This window comes from Crocosphaera chwakensis CCY0110 (assembly GCF_000169335.1).
Taxonomy (GTDB): Bacteria; Cyanobacteriota; Cyanobacteriia; order Cyanobacteriales; family Microcystaceae; genus Crocosphaera; species Crocosphaera chwakensis.
In genome coordinates, this window is sequence record NZ_AAXW01000024.1 from 25,389 (window position 1) to 45,655 (window position 20,267).

Here is a 20,267-nt window from a genome sequence, read left to right on the forward strand (position 1 = left end):
CCTTTTGAATTTTTTTGAATAAAAATTATGACTAACGCAGCTAATAACGGAAATCTTTCTTATCCATCTCATGAACAATTTTTGAGTCAAAATGAATCTATCACTAAAATCGAAGAACCTAAAACAGAAACAGCAACGAATCATTCTGATGATTGGGCGTATTCAACAAAAGAAATTCTTGATACTTTGCCCTGTGTTTGGACGAGAGGACTCCTTTACTTTCTAGTTATTTTTGTTGGTGTTGCTTTACCTTGGGTAATGTTAGCAAAAGTGGATGAAACAGGGACGGCAAAAGGTAAATTAGAACCTCAAGGAAAAACAGTTAAATTAGATGCACCTGTGGAGGGAAAGGTCTCTTTAATTTTAATTAAAGAAGGAGATACAGTGAAAGGTGGAGAAAGATTAATGGAAATTGAATCTGACTTAATTAAAGCAGATTTAAAACAGGAACAAACAAAGCTAGAAGGACAAAAAGAACGGTTAAGTCAATTACAAATCTTAGGACAACAATTACAACTTGTATTTCAGACTCAGGAACAACAAAATCAGGCACAAAAATTAGAAAAAGTAGCACAAATTAATCAAGCTAAAGCCAATCTTGATAGGCTAAAAAATGCCTATCATTTACAAAAACAAGAAAAACAAGCACAAGTAAGTCAGGCAAAACAAGACTTAGACCATAATCAAAGAGCTATCCAATTAGCAAAAATTCAGTTAGAAAATGCTAAAGGTATTAAAGCGCGTTACGATTCTGCTATTGAAGAAGGAATCGTGTCACAAATTCAGGTAGTAGAAAAAGAAGATGCTTTGCAAGAAAGAAGAAAAGCTTATGAACAAACAAAGTCAGATATCGAGCAAGCTAAACATCGTTTAGCAGAGCAACAGAGTAGTTATCAACAGACTCTTGAAAAAGCCAAAGCTGATATTAAAGAAGCTGACTTAAGACTTAAAGAACAGGAAAATAGTTATGATAGTTTAGTAGGTTCAGGAGAACTTTCCCTACTTAAAAACCAAGAACAAATCAAAAACTTGGAAACAGAAATAACTACCCTCAACTCAGATATAGAACAGACAAAAAGTCGAATAGAAAGTTTAAATTATCAGTTAAGTCAACGAGTGATAAAAGCACCAATTGAAGGAACTGTTTTTGATTTGCCCATTGACACTGAAGGGTCAGTTGTCCAGTCAGGAACTCGAATTTTAGAAATTGCACCTCAAGGAACAGCGTTAATTTTACAAGCGGAAATGGCAACAGCAGAAAGTGGTTCAGTTACTAAAGGAATGCCGGTTAAAATGAAGTTTGATGCTTTTCCTTTCCAAGATTATGGGGTAATTGAAGGAAAATTAATCGAGGTTTCTCCTACGACGAAAGAAATAGAAACTTCTGATGGTAAAACTTTAGTTTATGACCTTACAATTGAGCTTGCTCAGACTTGTATGCCGACTCCTGAAGAGTGTATTAATTTACGTCCCGGAGATACAGCAATAGCAGAGGTCGTTGTTCGTCAACGTCGTTTAATTGATTTTATACTTGATCCCTTTAAAAAGTTACAAAATGGAGGCTTTAAACTTTAGAAAGTATCATTAATTAAGTCAGAATTAAGTAGGGGTTGAATCAGCAATTCTCATCTTGGGAAAAAACGTTATTCTACTAAAATAATCATATTTGGTATAATATTGTAGTAAAACTGATTTAAAATCTAAAAAATAGAGCAAAAATTAAACTTTTGCTCTTTCCTGATATAGATATATAAAATTAACAATGAAATGATTACCACTTATTTCAAATGTTCTGAGAAAAATTGTACCGTTTTATCCCAAGCATCCATGGCCGCTACTTGGTTATATCGTTCCCCAGATGGGTTAGCGAAAGCGTGATCAGCATTGGGATAGATATAAACCTCAACCTCTTTATCAAGAGATTTTAAAGTCATTTCAAACTCTTTCACTGTTTCAGGGGACGGTCGATCATCTAACTCTCCAAAAATCCCCAAAATGGGCATTTCTAGGGATTTTAGAACTTCTGCATCGGTTTCTAAGTCTCCTCCATAATAAATAACCGCAGCATCGAGATTTTCAGGGAATAATAAAGCAGTTTTCAACGATAAACTACCCCCAAAACACCAACCGATAGAAGCAATTTTTGGGGCGTTTTCTTCTTCTTCTAAATATTGGTAAGCTAGAGCAAGATTATCCTTGAGGCGATCGCTATTATTTCGAGCGTCAGTCACTAATTTCATGGCTTTTTCAGGGGTTTCGGCGGATTCTCCAGCATACATATCCACGGCTAACGCTGTATAACCTTCTGCTGCAATTTTACGGGTCATCGCTTTAATATTATCATTGAGTCCCCACCATTCATGGATAACAATAATAGCAGGTAAAGGGCGATCGTTATTCATCGGAGACGCAAGATAACCTTTAATTTCTTTTTCTTCTAAAGTCCCATAAGTTACCATCTCTGCGGTAACCGTGTCATCTTCATCCGGTGCTTGCGTTAAAATATCTGTAGGAGTTGGTCGTTCATCATGATGGACTTCCCACATATAGTCTGTATAAGCATCTTGAGGAGGTAACGTTACATTAGTTGCGAAAAGATTAGATTGCCAACCCACTACCACCAAAAAAGTTCCTAAAACCAGTGCAAGAAATAAACGCATAGATAACATTGATATAGAACATTTTTAAGCTATCATAATTCTTACAAAATTGCTTTTCTATGACATTATTCATTATTAATTAACTTTGACTCAACAAGACACCCACATTCAACAAACTCGCGCTAGTTTGCAACAAGCTTTATCCTGGTATACTAGTGTACGCCGTCATTGGAATTATCCTCCAAATTTAGAATTACAAGCAGCCGTAAAACCCGATTTACAAGCCTTAAAAGCTTCTCTAGAAAAGATAGAAAATAATGTTATTAAAATTGCAACCTTTGGGTTAGTAAGTCGCGGAAAATCAGCCGTAATTAATGCTTTAATGGGTCAAAATATTCTAGATAGCGGACCTATTCACGGGGTGACAAAATGGCCGCAATCGGTTCGTTGGACTCCTCCTCTTGGTAACGTGACAATTGAATTTATTGATACCCCTGGATTAGATGAAATAGATGGAAAAGAACGGGAAATTATGTCCCGTAATATTGCTAATGAAGCTGATTTAATTTTATTTATTATTTCTGAAGACATTACTCGAACTGAATACGAAGCTTTGCTACAGTTAAAACAAGCATTTAAACCCATCATTTTAGTCTTTAATAAAATTGATCTTTATCCTGATAAAGATGTTAATACTATTTATGAACAATTACAGAAAATAGGACGAAATTCTAATATTGATGAGAGATTTTTGATAGCTGTTGAAGATATTGTTAGGGTTGCAGCGTCTCCTCAACCGATTCCTATTTTAGTTAAATATGCTGATGGAAAAACAGCAGAAGAATGGGAAACAGCACCACCAAAAGTTGATGAATTAAAAAATAAGATTTTAACTATTTTGAATCAAGAAGGAAAATCTTTATTGTGTTTAAATGCTTTGCAAAAAGCGAAAAAAGCAGAGGAAAATATTGCCAAAAAAACTATTAAAAATAGACAAGAAGAAGCAGAAGCAATTATCTGGAAATATGTTAAATATAAATCCGTAGCAGTTGCCATTAATCCTATTGGTTTCTTAGATATTATTGGAGGAAGTATCACAGATTTAACATTAATTCGTTCCTTAGCTAGATTATACGGACTCCCAATAACTAATCATGAAGCAGGAAAACTATGGCGTAAAATATTTGTTAGTTCTGGGGGTTTATTATTAGGAGAAATTGCTACAGGATTAATATTAGGATTAGGTAAAACAGCTTTAGCGGTGTCAAGTTTTATGGAAAATCCTGCTATTTTAACAACTTATGGAAGTACCGCTATTTTACAAGGTGGACTCGCAGCTTATGGAACTTATATTATTGGCAAAGCAGCACAAGAATACTTAGAAAAAGGATGCAGTTGGGGAGATTTAGGACCGAGTATGGTCATTAAAAATATCATTAATCAAATTGATCCTAATACTATTATTTATCGACTACAAATAGATGAGTGAAATTAATTTATTGTTTTAAATTTGGAATGTATCTTTAATGTACATAGCTAATTTTCTAATACATATAACCCTGAAGATAATATATTATTATGAGCGCTTATTTAATGATTAGTTTAAATACTTAGCTTTTTTGTCTTTACAATTAGAATTGGTGTCAACTTGTAGAACATTTAACAATATAAAATGAGTATTAATTTATATAATTTTTGGAAATAAAAAGAAATTTGCAATTGAATGTCTTATTACGAATGTCAATCATATAGATTCTATTTTTGGAAATATTGCTATTTGTATAGGTGAAGATATATTAGGTCAGTTGCAATTAATAGTTTCATTGAAAATTCCTGTAACCCACTTTCAAGAATCGCTTTGTCAATGCGGAAATAGACAAGAAAAAAAATTTGAAACAATGAATAGTTTGTCGATGAAAGCGATCGCTTTACTATAATAGTTTATTATTGGTAGGAAACAGATAATGAATAAACTTCCGATAGTTGTTCGTTTAAGGGGTAAAGAGATCAATAAAGAAAAGTTTTTATGTTTAGTAGGCTAATTAATATGAAGTATCCTGAGATGCGTCAAGAGTTATTGTTATCTATAAAAATTTTATCTGATCTTGAATATCAAAAACAAAATTGGTTAAACAATACTAGCGGTGAATATGATTGTTTTGATTATGTTATTCATTTCTTGTACGATCAAGCTGGTTTTGATGAAAATGCAGAAGCAACAATTGGCTTGTTTGTGAAAAATGAGGAAGAATTAACAATTATTATGGAAGTGATAGAATCTTTAGAAAAATTGTTTGAAATATTGGGAACAAATGCCTCAGATTTAGATTATATTAACTCGCCACAATGGAAAAATGTTATTATAAATGCTAAGAAAGCTTTGTTAATATTAGAGGAATAGCAATTATTACTTTGTAGGTTGAGTTAAACGAAGTGAAACCCAACAAAACAGTTTGTTCATGAAAGCGATCGCTTTTCTATAATTATTTATTATCAACATAAAACAGAAAATTAAAAAATCTCTGATAGTTGTTTGTCTAACCGATAAAGAAATCAACAAAGAAAAGTTTTCATGTTTAGGAAAACAGCTAGTTAGAATTCTTCAAATTGTAGAAAAAGATTTGAGTGATTGTGTCTGGTTTGCAGCAGATGTTTCAGCTAACAACAATCTTCCTTTAGCTTTAATTGGTGAAAATCAACCTTTTTATGTCGGAACAACACAACAACTTATACAAGCTTGTTTAAAAGTTGATCAATTTCTTTCGGGAATCTTTTTAGTAGTTCCAAAGACAACTAAAATTTTAAAGGTATCTCGATCATGGATGACTGAAGATGAACCTCCTAATGATCTTGGCAATGCTATTATAGAAATTCACGCCTTTGATACGACCTTCTTTGAAATATACGCTACAAATGTCCAAAAACTTAATTGTCTTTGTAGTGAATTTAAAGTGAATTTAGAATGATGAGTATTAATTTAACTGAAAAAGAAGCCTATACTGCAATGTATGCTTATCTAGTCAAAATATATGAAATGACACAATCTGATGATATAGGGAGTTTACTTGGCAGTATGAGTACACTATCCGATGGCGAAATTGTCGATCCTGCTATTTGGGATGATTGGTTGCAGTGTATAGATGATGTTAAACAAAATCAAGTTGATATAGAACTTCGACTAAAATAATAGTACAGTTTATTTGTAAGGATTCAGGTGGCAAATATTGACAAACAGGCTGACTGCGCTAAAGTAACGGTATGAGTCAAACTGAACCAGGAGTACAGTTAAATCCAGACGAATTAAACCAACTGTCAAAATCTGGGTTGGTACAAATTATCTTGGCTCAACAGAAACTTATCGAGCAGCTACAAAAAGAAATAGAAAAATTAAAGCTCAGTCGTAATTTAGATAGCCAAACCTCATCAAAACCCCCATCAACAGACTTATTGAAAAAGTCTGAGAAGGCTAAAACAACTGAAGACGATAAGGATAAGAAAAGAAAACCAGGGGGACAACCTGGACATAAGGGAAAAACAAGGAAAGGCTTTGGGAGAATTGACAGAATTCAAATCTTGCAACCATCAATATGTAGTCACTGTGGTCAAACAGAATTATTAATAGAACCAGTGAAAGTTGATTCTCAGCAGGTAGCACAACTGGTAGATAAACCCATTGAGGTAGTAGAATATCATCGTCATCATTGTCGCTGTGGGCATTGTGGTGAAGTGACCAAAGCGAATTGGTCGCCCAAGACCGTCCCAGGACAAGATTTAGGAGTGAAGTTACAAGCTTTTCTGGGATGGTTAGGGAATTATGGACATCTACCTTATGAAAAGCAACAAGAGATGTTGTGGGAGTTAGGGCAAATTGAGATAGGTATGGGGACCATCGTAGCCACCAATCAACGAGTAGAAACAGCCATTAATCCGTCGGTTGAACAATTATCCAAGTGGGTCAAAGTAGAACAACCCCCAATTCATGTTGATGAAACACCCTGGCCAGTGAAGGGAGTCAAAGAATGGTTGTGGGTATTTACCAATCAACTTTTCTGCCTGTTTCGGGCTGCTGATACTAGGGGGCGTAAGGAATTAGAAGATCAGTTAGGCCATGAATATGGTGGTGTTTTAAGTAGTGATGATTTGGGAGTTTACAATGGTTATACTGTTGTTGCTCAACAGAAATGTTTGGCACATTTACGCCGTCACTTTCAGCGATTAATAAAAACTCCAGGTCAATATAACAAAACCATCGGTCAAACTTTTCTCAAATTAATTGATGAAGCTTTCCGTCATTATCGTATTTGGCAAAACGATAAGAATAGGCATGGTTATCAAGTTTGGGCAAGACAATTCAAAGATAAGATAAAGATAGCCACAGAAGAATGGAAGCCTAAAGCCGGTTATGAAGCCGGAAAACTTTTGCGAAACCTTCGGCAAAAGGCAGAGCAATGGTGGTATTTTCTGGAGCATCCAGAGATCCCCCCTGATAATAATCTTGCTGAAAGATCCTTAAGATTAGCCATCACGAAACGGAAAGTTAGTGGGGGTTCAAGAAGCATGGAACGATTTAAACAAACAGCTAACTTATTGACGGTTATTCAAACTTGTCGTCGTCAAGAACGTTCGGTGATTGATTTTTTCGAGAAGTCATTAATAGCCAAAGTCGGTCATCCGAATTGTTTGTTTCCTTCCCTAATTCCTAACTTCTAGACCTGAATCCTTACGTTTATTTAGCAAAGTTTGATAAATGTTAGGATAATGAGAATAAAATATTATGCAAAACTATAACACTCCTAAGCAATTAAATCAGATTAAATCCGAAATTATTGAGACAGCAAAAAAGATGATTGAAAATAAGATTGATTTAATCGAAGGATGTCGCAGGATAGATGATCTTAAGTATGAATTGGATTTTCGTGATCAGTCTTTGGATACTGACGATGATTTTGATGATGCTTTCCTAACCTTCAAAGGAGTTACTTCTGAGACTGATGATATTCCAATTGGTGAAGCAATGCGCAATACATGGCATCCTGACTCTCTTGCACGATTAGATGTTAAAAAAGAGGAGTATCTTGCTAAAGTAAAAAACCGTATTTTGGATGATTGTAGGCAGATAATAGATATTTTGTTATGAGGTCATCATATCAACTCATCCTATTGCAAAATATAAGGAAAACATAAATTTCAGGCTTAAGGACGGTTTAAAATTTATCGTTACCCTAGAATTGAAGAAATTAGATTAATAGGATCAGCAAAAAAGACTGATCGCCGATGATAGTAAAATATGATACAACTCTCTTCAAAACCAGAATCAAAAACCCCTCAACCCTCACGAGAAACCGTTACCCTAGATGTACAAGGGATGAAATGTGCAGGTTGTGTGAGTGCAGTAGAAAGACAACTCACGCAACAGTCTGGGGTTGTCTCAGCTTGTGTCAATTTAATCACAGAAGTAGCGGTCATTGATTACGAACCACAAACCGTTAAACCCGACATTTTAGCAGAAAAATTAACTAAAATAGGCTTTCCTTCAGACATTCGTAGCTCACAAACCTTAACCCCTCAACAAGTTCATCTCAATCAAAGTCAACGACGAGAAGAAGAAGCAAAACAACAAAAAATTAATCTTATTACCGCAGCAATTTTATTAATTTTTTCAACCTTAGGCCATTTAGAACATTTTGGCGGACCAACGATTCCCATTATTAGTAATTTATGGTTTCATTGGGGACTAGCGACTTTAGCTTTATTAATTCCTGGCCGAGAAATTATTATAGATGGTTGGCGCGGACTTTCTCACGGTATGGCTAACATGAATACGTTAGTCGGTTTGGGAACTCTCAGTGCTTATCTTACTAGCTGTGTGGCTTTTATTTTTCCTAGTTTGGGTTGGGAATGCTTTTTTGATGAACCGGTGATGTTGTTAGGGTTTATTCTCTTAGGCCGAACTCTCGAAAAACAAGCTAGGAACCGCGCTTCTTCAGCCTTAGAAGCTTTAATGGCCTTACAACCAACTTTAGCTAGGTTAGTAGGTGATCCTTTTTCTGAAGATAGTTCTAGCATAGAGATTCCTGTAGAACAAGTTAGGGTAGGGGAATATGTCAAAGTTTTGCCAGGGGAAAAAATACCGGTTGATGGGGAGATTGTTAAAGGAAAAACAACCATTGATGAATCTTTAGTCACAGGAGAATCCGTTCCCGTGGCCAAAGAACCTGGAGAAAAGGCGATCGCAGGAACCCTTAACCAGTCTGGGGTGATTACTCTCAAAACAACTGAAGTCGGGGAAAATACCACGTTAGCCCAAATTATCGCTTCAGTAGAAACGGCACAAACTAGAAAGGCCCCTATTCAACAATTAGCAGATACTGTTGCAGGGTATTTCGCCTACGGAGTGATGGGTTTAGCTTCGTTAACTTTCCTCTTTTGGTTCATCGTTGGGACTAATTTATATCCTCAAGTGTTAAACCCGAATCATACAGACATGGCTATGGGATCAACCTCTCCGTTATTATTGAGTTTGAAATTAGCGATCGCTGTGTTGGTGGTTGCTTGTCCTTGTGCGTTGGGTTTGGCCACTCCAACAGCTATTTTAGTGGGAACCAGTATCGGTTCGGAACGGGGACTATTAATTAAAGGGGGAGATGTCCTCGAAAAAGTTCATCAAGTCGAAGGGGTTATTTTTGATAAAACTGGAACCCTTACCGTTGGCCATCCTAGCGTCACTGATTATTTTACGTTTGATGGGATGAGTCCTCAATCTTTGTTACAGTTAGCAGCAACCGTAGAAAGTGGCACTAACCATCCTCTAGGGTTAGCTATTATTGAAAAAGCTGAACAAGAAGAATTATCTTTACTTCAGGCCGAAGATTTCCAGACAGAAGCCGGATCAGGGGTACAAGCGATCGTAGATGGTCAAACCGTTTGGTTAGGCAATGAGGCATGGTTAAAAGAGAAGGGTTTAATTGTGGAGAAAGACCAAAAGAATAGGATCAACGAATTAACCCAAGCAGGAAAGACGGTGGCTTATTTAGGGATAGAAGGCTCGATAAAAGGGGTTTTAGCTCTTAAAGATAATCTTCGCCCTGATGCTAAGAAAACCGTCTCAGAATTGCAAAAACGGGGGTTAGAAGTGATCTTATTGACGGGGGATCATCCTCAAGTTGCTCAAACTATTGCGACTCAATTAGGTATTAATCAAGTATTTGCCGAAATTCCTCCGAGTGGAAAAGCAGCAATGGTCGAAGAGTTACAGAAACGTAAAACTGTGGCTATGGTAGGGGATGGCATTAATGACGCACCGGCCTTAGCCCAAGCGAATTTAGGAATATCCTTACAAGGATCGACCCAAGTGGCTATGGAAACCGCCGATATTGTGCTGATGAGCGATCGCCTTGCCGATGTTATCACAGCAATGGATCTTAGTTTAGGAACATTTAGAAAAATTCGTCAAAATCTGATGTGGGCTTTAGGCTATAATACACTTGCCATTCCTATTGCTGCAGGAATTTTATTACCTAGTTTCGGGGTGATACTTAGTCCTGCACTAGCTGCTGGTTTAATGGCGTTTAGTTCGGTTACCGTAGTGACAAACTCTTTGCTCCTTCGTTATCAATTCCGCCAGTAAAAACAAGAAAAAATAGTCAAGGTATTTTGAATTAGGTTTATAACCCTAGCAAAACAAATCAACAACCATGATAGAAATATAAAAGGTTAACATCTTGTGAGTTAGTTTCCTTTCCTGACACAATTGTAAGCACTTTAAATTTAAACTTGGTTTAGCGATGGCTGAAAAATCTGTACTCCCTCAACGAGAACATTTCTTGATTATCGAGGATGATAAAGGCAGACAAGAAATACTTTTGCAAGAACCTACCTATAGTTTAGGTCGTTCCCACGATTGCGATATTCGTCTTCGTTCTCAGTTCATCTCTCGCCATCATGCTACCCTGTATCGACGCATTCGAGAAGATGGATCAAGTTACTACAGTATTGTTGATGGGGATCGAGAGGGAAAACGGAGTGTTAATGGCTTGTTAATTAATCAGACTAAGATTAAACAAGCATCTCATGATCTCCAAGATGGAGATGAAATTGTGTTTGGACCTCAGGTGTTTGCTATTTATCAGTATCGTCAACGAGATAAATTCCCCACCTTACCCAGTAATGATCCCTTTGACATTACCCTTATCGATCCTGCGATGATGGATTATGATGACGATACTAAAGAATATGATTAACTAGGGACGGCAGTAATAGCACGCCATTGTTGACTTTCTTTTAATGCGGTTTGTAGTTCTTGAAATCGTTGTTGACAATGGTTATTAGGGTTTAAGGGGAGTTCATCATTTTTCACCACAAAGGTCACAGGAACCTCATTTTTTTTGGCAACGGTACTCTCAATTAAAATTTCGATACTGACTATTTTAGAAAAGGGTACTTTTCCAGGGGTTTCTTTAGCCATCAAATAATCAGTTGCTTGGTATACAATGCCAAAATCACAGGCTTCTAATACTTCGGTTAATAGGGTAGGAACCTGTTCTACCGTAGCATTAGCAACGAAAGAAGATGTATAGCGAGCCATAAATGTTATTCCTAGAGATAGATTATTAACTAGACTGCGGCCATCTTATAAAAATGAATCATTTTCGACAACTGATAGGACAACCGTCTGGGGTTGCTTTATTACAACAGGCGATCGCTAAAAACCGTATTGCTCCCGCCTATCTTTTTGCTGGCCCTAATGGGATTGGACGGGCTTTAGGGGCTAAATGTTTCACTCAATTATTATTATCTTTAAATTTACCAGAGGAACAACAAGCTAGGGACAAAAAACGGGTACTTGATAGGAATCATCCCGACTTTTATTGGGTGGAACCCACTTATCAACATCAGGGACAATTATTAACCCTCAAAGAAGCACAAGAAAGCGGTTTAAAACGTAAAGCACCTCCTCAAGTTCGCATTGAACAAATTCGTGATATTACTCAATTTCTAAGTCGTCCTCCGTTAGAAGCGTCTCGCTGTGTGGTGGTAATAGAAGCAGCAGAAACCATGACTGAAGCTGCTGCTAATGGCTTATTAAAAACCTTAGAAGAACCAGGAAAAGCCACATTAATTTTAATTGCACCGAGTGCTGATTCTTTATTACCCACTTTAGTATCCCGTTGTCAAAAAATTCCTTTTTATCGTCTTTCTGATGCTCATTTAAAAACGGTTTTAGGTCGATTGGGTTACGAAGAAATTATTAATCATCCTGATATTATTGGTTTAAGTCAAGGGAGTCCTGGAGAAGCGATCGCAGCTTGGGAACAGTTACAAAATATCCCTTTTGAACTCAGACAAAAGTTGAAAAAGTTACCTCAAACCCCTTTAGATGCTTTACAGTTAGCTAAAGAGGTTACGACAGAATTAGACAATGACGCACAGTTATGGTTAATCAATTATCTTCAATATTCTTACTGGCAAAAATCACAAGATAAGCTTTTTTTGGAAAAACTAGAAGCAGCTAAAAAGCAACTTTTAAGTTATGTTCAACCTCGTTTAGTTTGGGATTGTTTGTTGATTCAGTGAACAGTTATCAGTTTAAACAACAGGGGGTGTTTTTCTATTAAATTTAGGTTGATAAAAAGAAACTGTCATATTTTCAACTCTATTTAATAACCATTCTGGAACTTCAACCCAGTCAATCAAGGTATTATCACCACACTCCCTTATAATTTTTGGTAGTATATGATGACCATTATTCCAGCGACGATAAATATTTTTTGATTGTCCCACATAGATGATAGTTCCTTGTCCATCAATAACTTTATAAACTCCACTAACTTTGGGTAATAAATAAATATTTTTTACACTAATCATGATTATAATTCTTCGATATGGATATCTGAAAACTGTGCTTCTAATTGAATTCTTTGCCATTCTATTTCTATTTTTTCATCATCCATACCTGATAATTGACAAACTTTAACTAATGATTCTTTTAGCATCTTTTCTGATGCGTTTAAGTCATCTAAAGAAAAGTCAAAGTTTTCTAATCTTAGTTTTTTTACTTGTTCTAAAATTGTTTGCCAATGTTGTTTATATCGTAAATCTTTTCCTTTAATAAGATCAGGTCTTTGTTTTTTTAGTTGTTGTGTATTTTTTGTACAAGTCAGAAAATAAACTTGTTTCTTAATTGTGTTTAGTTTCATGATTATTCTTCTAATTTAAGTTTACTATATCTAACAGCAGATTTAATTAATTTGATGGTTTGTGATGCTTCCCAATTAAATAATTGACATCCCATTTCTACCGCTTTATTGACGGAACGAGTTCCATAAATTTTATCAACTTCTATAATAACGTCTTCAGAAACATTTTTTTGTTTCAATAATTCTTTAACTAATTCTTTTTGAACTCGATAGGTATCATTCCAGGTTTGTAAACTACGTTGACTATTTTCTAAATGGCTAATTTGTTTTATGTTTTCTGATAATTCATCTAATTTTTGCGTTAAAGCTGATGCAGTTGCTACTCCAAACTTTTGAAATAACTGTTTGATAAAATTTCCTTTTATTTGAGCATCTTTAACAACTTTTATATGTTCATTTCGTTGAAGTTCTAAAACTTTTTCTGCTGCACCTATTGCTGCTTGTTTTTCTTGTCTTCCTGATACATATCCTTGTTGCTTACGTACATCATCGAGTATTTTATCGTAGTTGGTCATATTATGACGATAATGGTTAAATAGTTGTCTACCATTTGCTTCTTCAATGTCAACAATATTACCCTGACTATCTTTAATTTGATACATTTGCTCAGGGTTGGTTAATTCAATATCATTCCGTATTTCTTTATGGTTTTTATTGTTCATTGTTAACAAAGTTTCTGATGACTCATGACTCTTTTGTTATCTATTATCTACGAGATAATGTTAAACTGATGTAAGACAAATCACGAATCAATTGTGAGCCAAATTACTGTAATTATTAATAATTATGCTGTCGTTAAATATAAGCTAGTTTTATAAATAAAACTTATGTATTAAACATACAAGCTTTTGAATTATTTATTTTTGCTCGATTTCCTAATTTATCCTCTTTTGTTAAGAATTCATGACAAAATAAGCAACGAGTTTGCGCTGTTTGAGGAGGTATGATATATTAAAAATGCAGAATGGGCGGAATAGCGTATCCAAAAACAGTATTTGTAGTAATTTAGTTCTAAAAAAAGAGTAAGTAGTCAAGATAAAGTGCACTCTTTCCTGACTACATGATTTATTTTTACATTCCAGGAAGGTTTAAACCACTGGTAAGAGTTTCCATTTTTTCTCTCATGGTTTCAGTGGATTTTGCGTAAGCATCCTTCATAGCTGCTGTAACTAAGTCGGATAAAGCCTCTGGACTATTGCCCATAGCATCTGGAGAGATTGTCACCTGACGAGGTTCTTGGTTACCACTCATGATTACAGTAACCGCTTTCGCCTCATCGCTATAACCTTCAATATTCATCTCCTCTAACTCTTGTTGGAGTTGTTGCGCTCCTGCTTGAACTTGTTGAGCTTTTTGGAACGCCTCTTGAAGTTCTTTGATTTTACCTAATCCGAAGCCAAATCCTTTTCCTTTGTCTTGTGTCATATTCGTTAAAAATATTGTATGTTGCTAATTAAGTTATTTTCAGCCTTAGAAAAGACCTTTAGAGTTGATGATTATTGAGATAATAAGGTCAAAAACCTGACTTTTAAAAGTGAGAAATTTTTGAAATAGGGAATAAACCCTTGTTTCAAAGACACTTCTAACTTCTGACTTCTGACTTCGTTAATCATCCCTTTGTAACCCTATCATTTTTTGGCTAATGTTGGCTCAATTTCTAGGGCCAATAAAAAAATTGACCCTGTATAATTATCGCTGAATTTCGGCGAATATTGCTGCTAATATTTCTGTTGCCCCTGCATCACGCAAACGCATTGCTAATTCTTGCCCTAACTTCTCTGCTTGGTCTTGTTCTCCTTCAATCGTATCTTTAATTAAAGTTTTTCCGTCCAGACTGGCTACCATACCAGTTAAAGTTAAGAAATTGTTTTCTATCTTCGTATTAACTCCAATAGGAACTTGACACCCCCCTTCTAATTCCCGTAAGAACGCCCGTTCTGCATAACAACGATCACGAGTTTCGGGATGTTCTAAAGCTTTGAGAAGGTCTAAAATTTCGGGATCACCAGTACGACATTCAATGCCTAATGCTCCTTGTCCGACAGCATGGAGAGAAATATCATCGGGAATGACTTGATGAATGCGATCGCTCATATCTAACCGTTGCAACCCTGCTACAGCGAGGATAATGGCATCATATTCTCCTGCATCTAGTTTAGATAAACGGGTGTTAACGTTACCACGAACATCTTTAAAGGTTAAATGAGGATAATGATGACGCAGTTGGGCTAAGCGACGTAAAGAAGACGTTCCAATAACTGAACCTTCAGGTAAGGTATCGAGTTGTTTATCTTTATGTTTTTCGTTAACCACCAGTGCATCAGCCGGGTTTACTCTTTCGGTGACGCAACCTAACATCAAACCATCGGGTAAGTTGGTCGGTAAATCTTTAAGAGAGTGTACTGCAAAATCTACTTGATTTTGCAACATGGCCGTTTCTAACTCTTTGGTAAATAAACCCTTATCCCCAATTTTAGCCAAGGCAACATCTAAAATCTTGTCCCCTTGGGTACTCATGGTTTCTACGTCAAATTGACGGTCTGGGTAATGTTTTTGTAGTTGTTCTTGTATCCAGTAAGTTTGCACTAGGGCTAACTGACTTTTTCGAGAACCGATACGAATAGCACGACTAGAAACAACCATAGAAGGTAAACTAAATAATTAATGTAACGATGAGGAGACTCATTCTAGCGTATCGTAGTGTTTGACCCTCGTTAAGTGATTCGCAGCCTTAGCCAAGAAATAGTTACATCTCTTTACAAATTGGGAAACAGTTATGCAGTTACCAGTTATCAGTGACCAGTGGTAAATGAACTAATAATTGAACCCCTAACTCCTAACTTACGTTATTATTAATATTGAATCAATTAAATTCACTGTATCCAAATCTATGATTGTTTGGCAAGCAGATTTCTATAAACATTTATCACAAGAAAATAAACAGAATACTACCTGGAATCTGATAATTTGTAATGAACAAAAAGGTGAAATTGTTTATCAGTCAAGTTGTCAACAGTCAGAAGCTAATTCTAGCTGGTTAATTGGGCAATTAGAACCTTTTATTAAGGAATATTCCCCTGATATTATTAAAGTGTTTCGTCCTCAGTGTCTTAGTTTATTTCAACTTGTGGAGGAAAAGTTAGGAGTGAAAATTGAAGGGACAAGAAGAACCCCTCAACTCAAACAAATTTTAAAAGAAAAGTATCCTAATTCTATCAAATTAGAACAAGCACCTCCTCAACCTATCCCCGAAAGTTTATGGGGTGACAAGTGGCGTTTTGCTGCATTTAAAGCAGGAGATTTTTTTGATTATTTTAGCGATCGCCCCATTCCCATTAAAGATTTATCAGAAGAATTAAACCCCATTAATTTAGGAATTGCTTCGGATATCAATATTCCTGGTGTGGTTATTTATGGCGGTCGACAATCGATGTATTTAGCCCGTTGGTTTGCTGAAAATCAACCCGTTTCTTTGAATTATATTCCAACAGATATTAACCAGTCTGGGGGATTAATTTTAGAATCAGGGTTAGTTGATCGTTGGATTTTATTGACATTTGAAGATTCAGAAATGGCTGAATCTGCTCAACAATATGAACAGCAAAAAGAAGAAAGTCAAGGGCTTCATTTTTTACTCATACAACCCGATGATTCTGGAATGACTCAAACAGGTATCTGGTTATTAAAACAAGAAGAAATTTAAGGTATTAAATATGAAAAAAGAAGCAAATATTCTCTTAACACCTAATACATTATGGGAAAAAGTAAAACAGCAAACAGAATACGCTCAAAATTGTGGTGCTTTAAAATCTATACCAACAGAGTATGAATTGATAACTGAACAAGACATTGATTTTTTAGTTAGAATTGTAAACAATATAGAACGTAAAGATAATGCGAAAAAAGAACAGAAGAAACTAGATAAAGATTTTAATCCTTTTTTACCCTATGAGAAAGATTTATTTGTGACTGATATTTCAGAGACTCATATTTGTTTATTGAATAAATTTAATGTAGTAGATTATCACTTATTAATTGTTACTCGTGAGTTTGAACAACAACAAACATTATTAACCTTAAATGATTTTACTGCACTGTGTGCCTGTTTATTAGAAATTGATGGTTTAGGGTTTTATAATAATGGTAAGATAGCTGGGGCAAGTCAACGGCATAAACATCTGCAATTAGTGCCTTTTCCTTTCATTCCAGAACTTCCAAAAACTCCTATTGATAAAGTAATAGAAACAGCAAACTATCAAGATAATATCGGTCAAGTTTCTTGTTTTAATTTTGAGCATGGTATTGTTAGAATGCCATTTGAAGATAATAATAATAGTTTAGACTTAGCACAAAAAATCTTAGAAAACTATCATCATTTATTAGAACATCTCAATATTAGTATTAATCCAGAGGGAAAACCGAAACCTTATAATCTTTTAGTGACCAGAGAATGGCTGATGATCATTCCGCGATCGCAATCTAAATATGAATCAATTTCTATTAACTCATTGGGGTTTGCTGGTGCATTATTAGTAAAAAATGAAGAACAAATAAAGATATTAAAAGCAGTAAAACCCTTAACAATTTTAGAAAAAGTTGCTAAATATAGTTAAGTTAGGGTTGAAAATTAAATAATTTATAAAAAAAGTAGTACCTAAGAAGAAATATTTTGACATAGACATCCTTTTGATTTAATATATTTGATATCAATTTTAGAATAAAAAGACAATTCTTCAGCCCAAATTATATAAATATTCCAATTATAGTGATGATTCATTTCTTAGATAATCTTGACTTCTAATAGCAGTATGCTAAAAAAAAACTCAAAAAGTAACATTTCTAATCTAGCCAATTTTCTTTGGCTTTTTTAAAAATATCATCAAATGATAATATTTGTGATAAAACTCAGGACACTAACTGATAAATGGCTGGTCTATATTTAGGTTCTGGAATGGGTTTCGCTTCAGCTTTGGCCGCTTCTAACCACGCAGTTTTTGCTTTTAATACTTCCCTGAGTGCTTCTTCTTCAGTGGAACCAAAAGCTGAACAATATTTTAAATCAGGAATATCAGCAATATAGCCGTCATCTTCTTCACTATAAAAGATATTGATATGATAGTCTTTCATGGTTAATCCTCCAAGGTTAGTGCATATTTTTCAACTAAAGTCAAAAATTGATTAATTTGATAAGGGATAGCTTTACCTTTTCTATTCTGAAGATTGACAATTTCTGGAATTTCTGGATGGGTAAAAATATGATGACTACCATTAACTCGTGATAGATCAAATCCAAAAGCTTGCACCAAAGAAACTAATTCATCAAATGTAATATTCTTTGAACCAGCAAGAATCTTTGCTAAGAGTTTACGCTTTTTAGACATCTTATAATATAAGTTCAATAGAGGGATCTCGAAGAGATCCGCTTTGCGGTGCGCCTTGATTATTTTCTCTCCTTAAAAGATTACAAGCGCACACTTTTTTTAAGGTGTAGGCAATATCATATCAAGTTAATAACAAGCAATTATTCTTACCATTAATTGGCTGAAAAATTGTTACCTTATAATCGTCATAATTATAAGGTGGGCATTGCCCACCCTATAAAGCTTAGCGTTTGGCTAATTTTTTCGTTTTCATCTTCCGCAGACGAATAGATTCTGGTGTAACTTCCACTAACTCATCAGAACCAATATATTCTAAAGCCCTTTCTAGACTCATTTCTTCGGGGGCTTGAAGTTGAACTAATTCATCTCCACCGGCCGCGCGATGGTTGGTTAACTGTTTCGTCTTACACACATTTAATTCTAAGTCTTGAGCGCGGTTATGTTCACCAATAATCATCCCTTTATACACTTTCGTTCCAGGGGTAATAAAGAAAACACCGCGATCTTCTGCGTTTTTCATCGCATAGAAAGTAGACGTTCCTTCCTCAAACGCAATAATCACCCCATTGAAACGGGTTTCTAACTCCCCAGACATAGGACGATATTCTAAGAAACTATGGTTCATGATACCTTCACCCCGTGTAATACGGATAAAGTCACCACGGAACCCTAATAAACCCCTGGCCGGGACAACAAACTCTAACTGAGTCCGTCCATTAACGCCGGTTTGCATATCCCGCATTTCCCCTTTACGCTGGCCTAAGCGTTCAATACAAGATCCGACTGCTTCTTCGGGAACGTCTAATACTAAGTATTCAAAGGGTTCGTAAGGTTGACCATTGACTTCACGATAAATAACCTGTGGTTGGGCTACTTGAAACTCGTACCCTTCGCGGCGCATGGTTTCGATTAAAATACCTAAATGGAGTTCGCCACGACCAGAAACTAAAAATTGATCTGGAGACTCTCCTGACTCAACTCGTAAAGCTACATTCGTTTCTAACTCACGGTCCAGGCGATCGCGTAATTGCCGAGAGGTGACAAACTTCCCTTCTTGTCCAGCAAAGGGAGAGTCATTAACAGAGAAAGTCATCTGTAATGTGGGTTCATCGACCTTAATTAAGGGTAACGCTTGGGGTTCATCGGGACAAGTTAAGGTTTCCCCGATATTCGCATCAGCAAACCCGGCCACAGCGACGATATAACCGGCAGTTGCTTCTTCTAATTCTACCCGTTGTAGTCCTTCAAACCCTAACAATTTACTGATTTTTCCTCGGACAATGTTACCATCTTCTTTCATTAAAGCTGCTTGTTGACCGGCTTTGATGACTCCGTTGTGAATACGACCAATAATAATACGACCCAAATAGTCAGAATAGTCCAGGGTTGTAACTTGTAGTTGTAGGGGTTTAGTTACGTCGCCGGCTGGTGGGGGAACATGGTGTAAAATTGCTTCAAATAGAGGTTTCATGTCTTCTGACTCATCCTCTAGGTTTTCTTTTGCAAACCCCGATAACCCAGACGCATACAAGGTGGTAAAATCACATTGATCATCGTCAGCCCCTAATTCTACGAAGAGGTCAAAGACTTTATCCACTGCTTTATCCGGTTCAGCTTGAGGGCGATCGATTTTATTAACGACAACGATGGGACGTAATCCTTTTTCTAAGGCTTTTTTAAGCACGAAACGGGTTTGAGGCATGGGGCCTTCATTAGCATCTACAATCAAGATACAACCATCAACCATCCCTAATACTCGTTCAACTTCTCCCCCAAAGTCCGCGTGTCCGGGGGTGTCAACGATATTGATCAGGATGTCATTGTAGCGAACGGCTGTATTTTTAGAAAGAATAGTAATACCCCGTTCCCGTTCGAGGGTATTGGAGTCCATCACGCAGTCGGGAATCTCTTCCCCTTCACGAAAGACACCAGACTGTTTGAGAAGGGCATCAACCAGGGTGGTTTTACCGTGATCGACGTGGGCAATAATAGCGACGTTACGAATGGGAAGAGACATAGGATACGGTAGTGAGAAGAGTATAGTTACATTACTACAGATTTCTTCACAATTCTAGCTTAGTTTTGCCAAG

22 protein-coding genes are annotated in these 20,267 nt (G+C 36.0%); 12 read left to right on the top strand and 10 right to left on the bottom strand.

Annotated elements, in window-relative coordinates:
- Nucleotides 1–27 precede the first annotated feature (27 nt).
- Nucleotides 28–1,575: an HlyD family efflux transporter periplasmic adaptor subunit gene (locus CY0110_RS15410; RefSeq protein ID WP_008276402.1), complete on the top strand. Its 1,548-nt coding sequence runs from the start codon at nucleotides 28–30 to the stop codon at nucleotides 1,573–1,575.
- Between the two features lie 203 nt (nucleotides 1,576–1,778).
- On the opposite strand, the gene CY0110_RS15415 is transcribed toward CY0110_RS15410, so the two are convergent.
- On the bottom strand, nucleotides 1,779–2,660 hold the full coding sequence (locus CY0110_RS15415) for a dienelactone hydrolase family protein (protein ID WP_035799601.1): 882 nt from the start codon (nucleotides 2,658–2,660) through the stop codon (nucleotides 1,779–1,781).
- An 85-nt stretch (nucleotides 2,661–2,745) separates the two neighbouring features.
- Here CY0110_RS15415 and CY0110_RS15420 point away from each other — a divergent pair, with 85 nt between their 5' ends.
- From CY0110_RS15420 to CY0110_RS15455, 8 genes are all read left to right on the top strand, one after another.
- Complete coding sequence (locus tag CY0110_RS15420) at nucleotides 2,746–4,089, top strand: GTP-binding protein (RefSeq protein ID WP_008276404.1); 1,344 nt, start codon at nucleotides 2,746–2,748, stop codon at nucleotides 4,087–4,089.
- A gap of 558 nt (nucleotides 4,090–4,647) precedes the next feature.
- Nucleotides 4,648–5,001, top strand: coding sequence for an SCO4402 family protein (locus tag CY0110_RS15425; RefSeq protein WP_008276405.1), 354 nt, complete (start codon nucleotides 4,648–4,650; stop codon nucleotides 4,999–5,001).
- Between the two features lie 220 nt (nucleotides 5,002–5,221).
- A complete protein-coding gene (locus CY0110_RS15430; RefSeq protein WP_008276406.1) occupies nucleotides 5,222–5,566 on the top strand; it encodes a hypothetical protein in 345 nt (114 codons plus the stop codon).
- Nucleotides 5,563–5,787: a hypothetical protein gene (locus CY0110_RS15435; protein ID WP_008276407.1), complete on the top strand. Its 225-nt coding sequence runs from the start codon at nucleotides 5,563–5,565 to the stop codon at nucleotides 5,785–5,787. Before CY0110_RS15430 ends, CY0110_RS15435 begins: the two co-directional genes overlap by 4 nt.
- A 71-nt stretch (nucleotides 5,788–5,858) precedes the next feature.
- Nucleotides 5,859–7,310 carry an IS66-like element ISCysp3 family transposase gene (locus CY0110_RS15440; protein WP_008272619.1) on the top strand — a complete coding sequence of 484 codons (1,452 nt, stop codon included), beginning with the start codon at nucleotides 5,859–5,861 and terminating at the stop codon, nucleotides 7,308–7,310.
- Between the two features lie 64 nt (nucleotides 7,311–7,374).
- Complete coding sequence (locus tag CY0110_RS15445) at nucleotides 7,375–7,737, top strand: DUF2489 domain-containing protein (protein WP_008276408.1); 363 nt, start codon at nucleotides 7,375–7,377, stop codon at nucleotides 7,735–7,737.
- Nucleotides 7,738–7,887: 150 nt separating this feature from the next.
- Nucleotides 7,888–10,227: a heavy metal translocating P-type ATPase gene (locus CY0110_RS15450; RefSeq protein WP_008276409.1), complete on the top strand. Its 2,340-nt coding sequence runs from the start codon at nucleotides 7,888–7,890 to the stop codon at nucleotides 10,225–10,227.
- 157 nt (nucleotides 10,228–10,384) lie between these two features.
- Nucleotides 10,385–10,840 (top strand): FHA domain-containing protein, encoded by a 456-nt coding sequence (locus CY0110_RS15455; protein WP_008276410.1) that lies wholly within the window; start codon nucleotides 10,385–10,387, stop codon nucleotides 10,838–10,840.
- Here the strand turns inward: CY0110_RS15455 and CY0110_RS15460 are convergent.
- On the bottom strand, nucleotides 10,837–11,184 hold the full coding sequence (locus tag CY0110_RS15460; protein ID WP_008276411.1) for a hypothetical protein: 348 nt from the start codon (nucleotides 11,182–11,184) through the stop codon (nucleotides 10,837–10,839). The genes CY0110_RS15455 and CY0110_RS15460 overlap by 4 nt on opposite strands.
- Nucleotides 11,185–11,237: 53 nt before the next feature.
- On the opposite strand from CY0110_RS15460, the gene CY0110_RS15465 reads away from it, so the two are divergent.
- Nucleotides 11,238–12,173, top strand: a complete 936-nt coding sequence (locus CY0110_RS15465) for a DNA polymerase III subunit delta' (protein WP_008276412.1) — start codon at nucleotides 11,238–11,240, stop codon at nucleotides 12,171–12,173.
- A gap of 12 nt (nucleotides 12,174–12,185) precedes the next feature.
- Here the strand turns inward: CY0110_RS15465 and CY0110_RS15470 are convergent, their stop codons facing one another.
- The 5 genes from CY0110_RS15470 to hemC form a co-directional block, all read right to left on the bottom strand.
- Entirely contained in the window at nucleotides 12,186–12,464 is a 279-nt protein-coding gene (locus CY0110_RS15470) for a GIY-YIG nuclease family protein (protein WP_008276413.1), read from the bottom strand.
- Nucleotides 12,465–12,466: 2 nt separating this feature from the next.
- A complete protein-coding gene (locus tag CY0110_RS15475; RefSeq protein WP_008276414.1) occupies nucleotides 12,467–12,796 on the bottom strand; it encodes a hypothetical protein in 330 nt (109 codons plus the stop codon).
- A 2-nt stretch (nucleotides 12,797–12,798) separates the two neighbouring features.
- Nucleotides 12,799–13,458, bottom strand: a complete 660-nt coding sequence (locus CY0110_RS15480; protein ID WP_008276415.1) for a hypothetical protein — start codon at nucleotides 13,456–13,458, stop codon at nucleotides 12,799–12,801.
- A 409-nt stretch (nucleotides 13,459–13,867) separates the two neighbouring features.
- A complete protein-coding gene (locus tag CY0110_RS15485) occupies nucleotides 13,868–14,221 on the bottom strand; it encodes a YbaB/EbfC family nucleoid-associated protein (RefSeq protein WP_008276416.1) in 354 nt (117 codons plus the stop codon).
- A 264-nt stretch (nucleotides 14,222–14,485) separates the two neighbouring features.
- Nucleotides 14,486–15,439, bottom strand: coding sequence for a hydroxymethylbilane synthase (gene hemC / locus CY0110_RS15490; protein ID WP_008276417.1), 954 nt, complete (start codon nucleotides 15,437–15,439; stop codon nucleotides 14,486–14,488).
- 247 nt (nucleotides 15,440–15,686) lie between these two features.
- On the opposite strand from hemC, the gene CY0110_RS15495 reads away from it, so the two are divergent.
- Together CY0110_RS15495 and CY0110_RS15500 are read left to right on the top strand one after the other, a co-directional pair.
- Nucleotides 15,687–16,499 carry a Tab2/Atab2 family RNA-binding protein gene (locus CY0110_RS15495; RefSeq protein ID WP_008276418.1) on the top strand — a complete coding sequence of 271 codons (813 nt, stop codon included), beginning with the start codon at nucleotides 15,687–15,689 and terminating at the stop codon, nucleotides 16,497–16,499.
- Between the two features lie 10 nt (nucleotides 16,500–16,509).
- On the top strand, nucleotides 16,510–17,409 hold the full coding sequence (locus tag CY0110_RS15500) for an ATP adenylyltransferase family protein (RefSeq protein ID WP_008276419.1): 900 nt from the start codon (nucleotides 16,510–16,512) through the stop codon (nucleotides 17,407–17,409).
- A 292-nt stretch (nucleotides 17,410–17,701) separates the two neighbouring features.
- Here CY0110_RS15500 and CY0110_RS15505 read toward each other — a convergent pair whose 3' ends face one another.
- From CY0110_RS15505 to typA, 3 genes are all read right to left on the bottom strand, one after another.
- Complete coding sequence (locus CY0110_RS15505; protein WP_008276420.1) at nucleotides 17,702–17,923, bottom strand: type II toxin-antitoxin system HicB family antitoxin; 222 nt, start codon at nucleotides 17,921–17,923, stop codon at nucleotides 17,702–17,704.
- 2 nt (nucleotides 17,924–17,925) lie between these two features.
- Nucleotides 17,926–18,177, bottom strand: coding sequence for a type II toxin-antitoxin system HicA family toxin (locus tag CY0110_RS15510; RefSeq protein ID WP_008276421.1), 252 nt, complete (start codon nucleotides 18,175–18,177; stop codon nucleotides 17,926–17,928).
- Between the two features lie 223 nt (nucleotides 18,178–18,400).
- Entirely contained in the window at nucleotides 18,401–20,194 is a 1,794-nt protein-coding gene (gene typA / locus CY0110_RS15515) for a translational GTPase TypA (protein WP_008276422.1), read from the bottom strand.
- Nucleotides 20,195–20,267 lie beyond the last annotated feature (73 nt).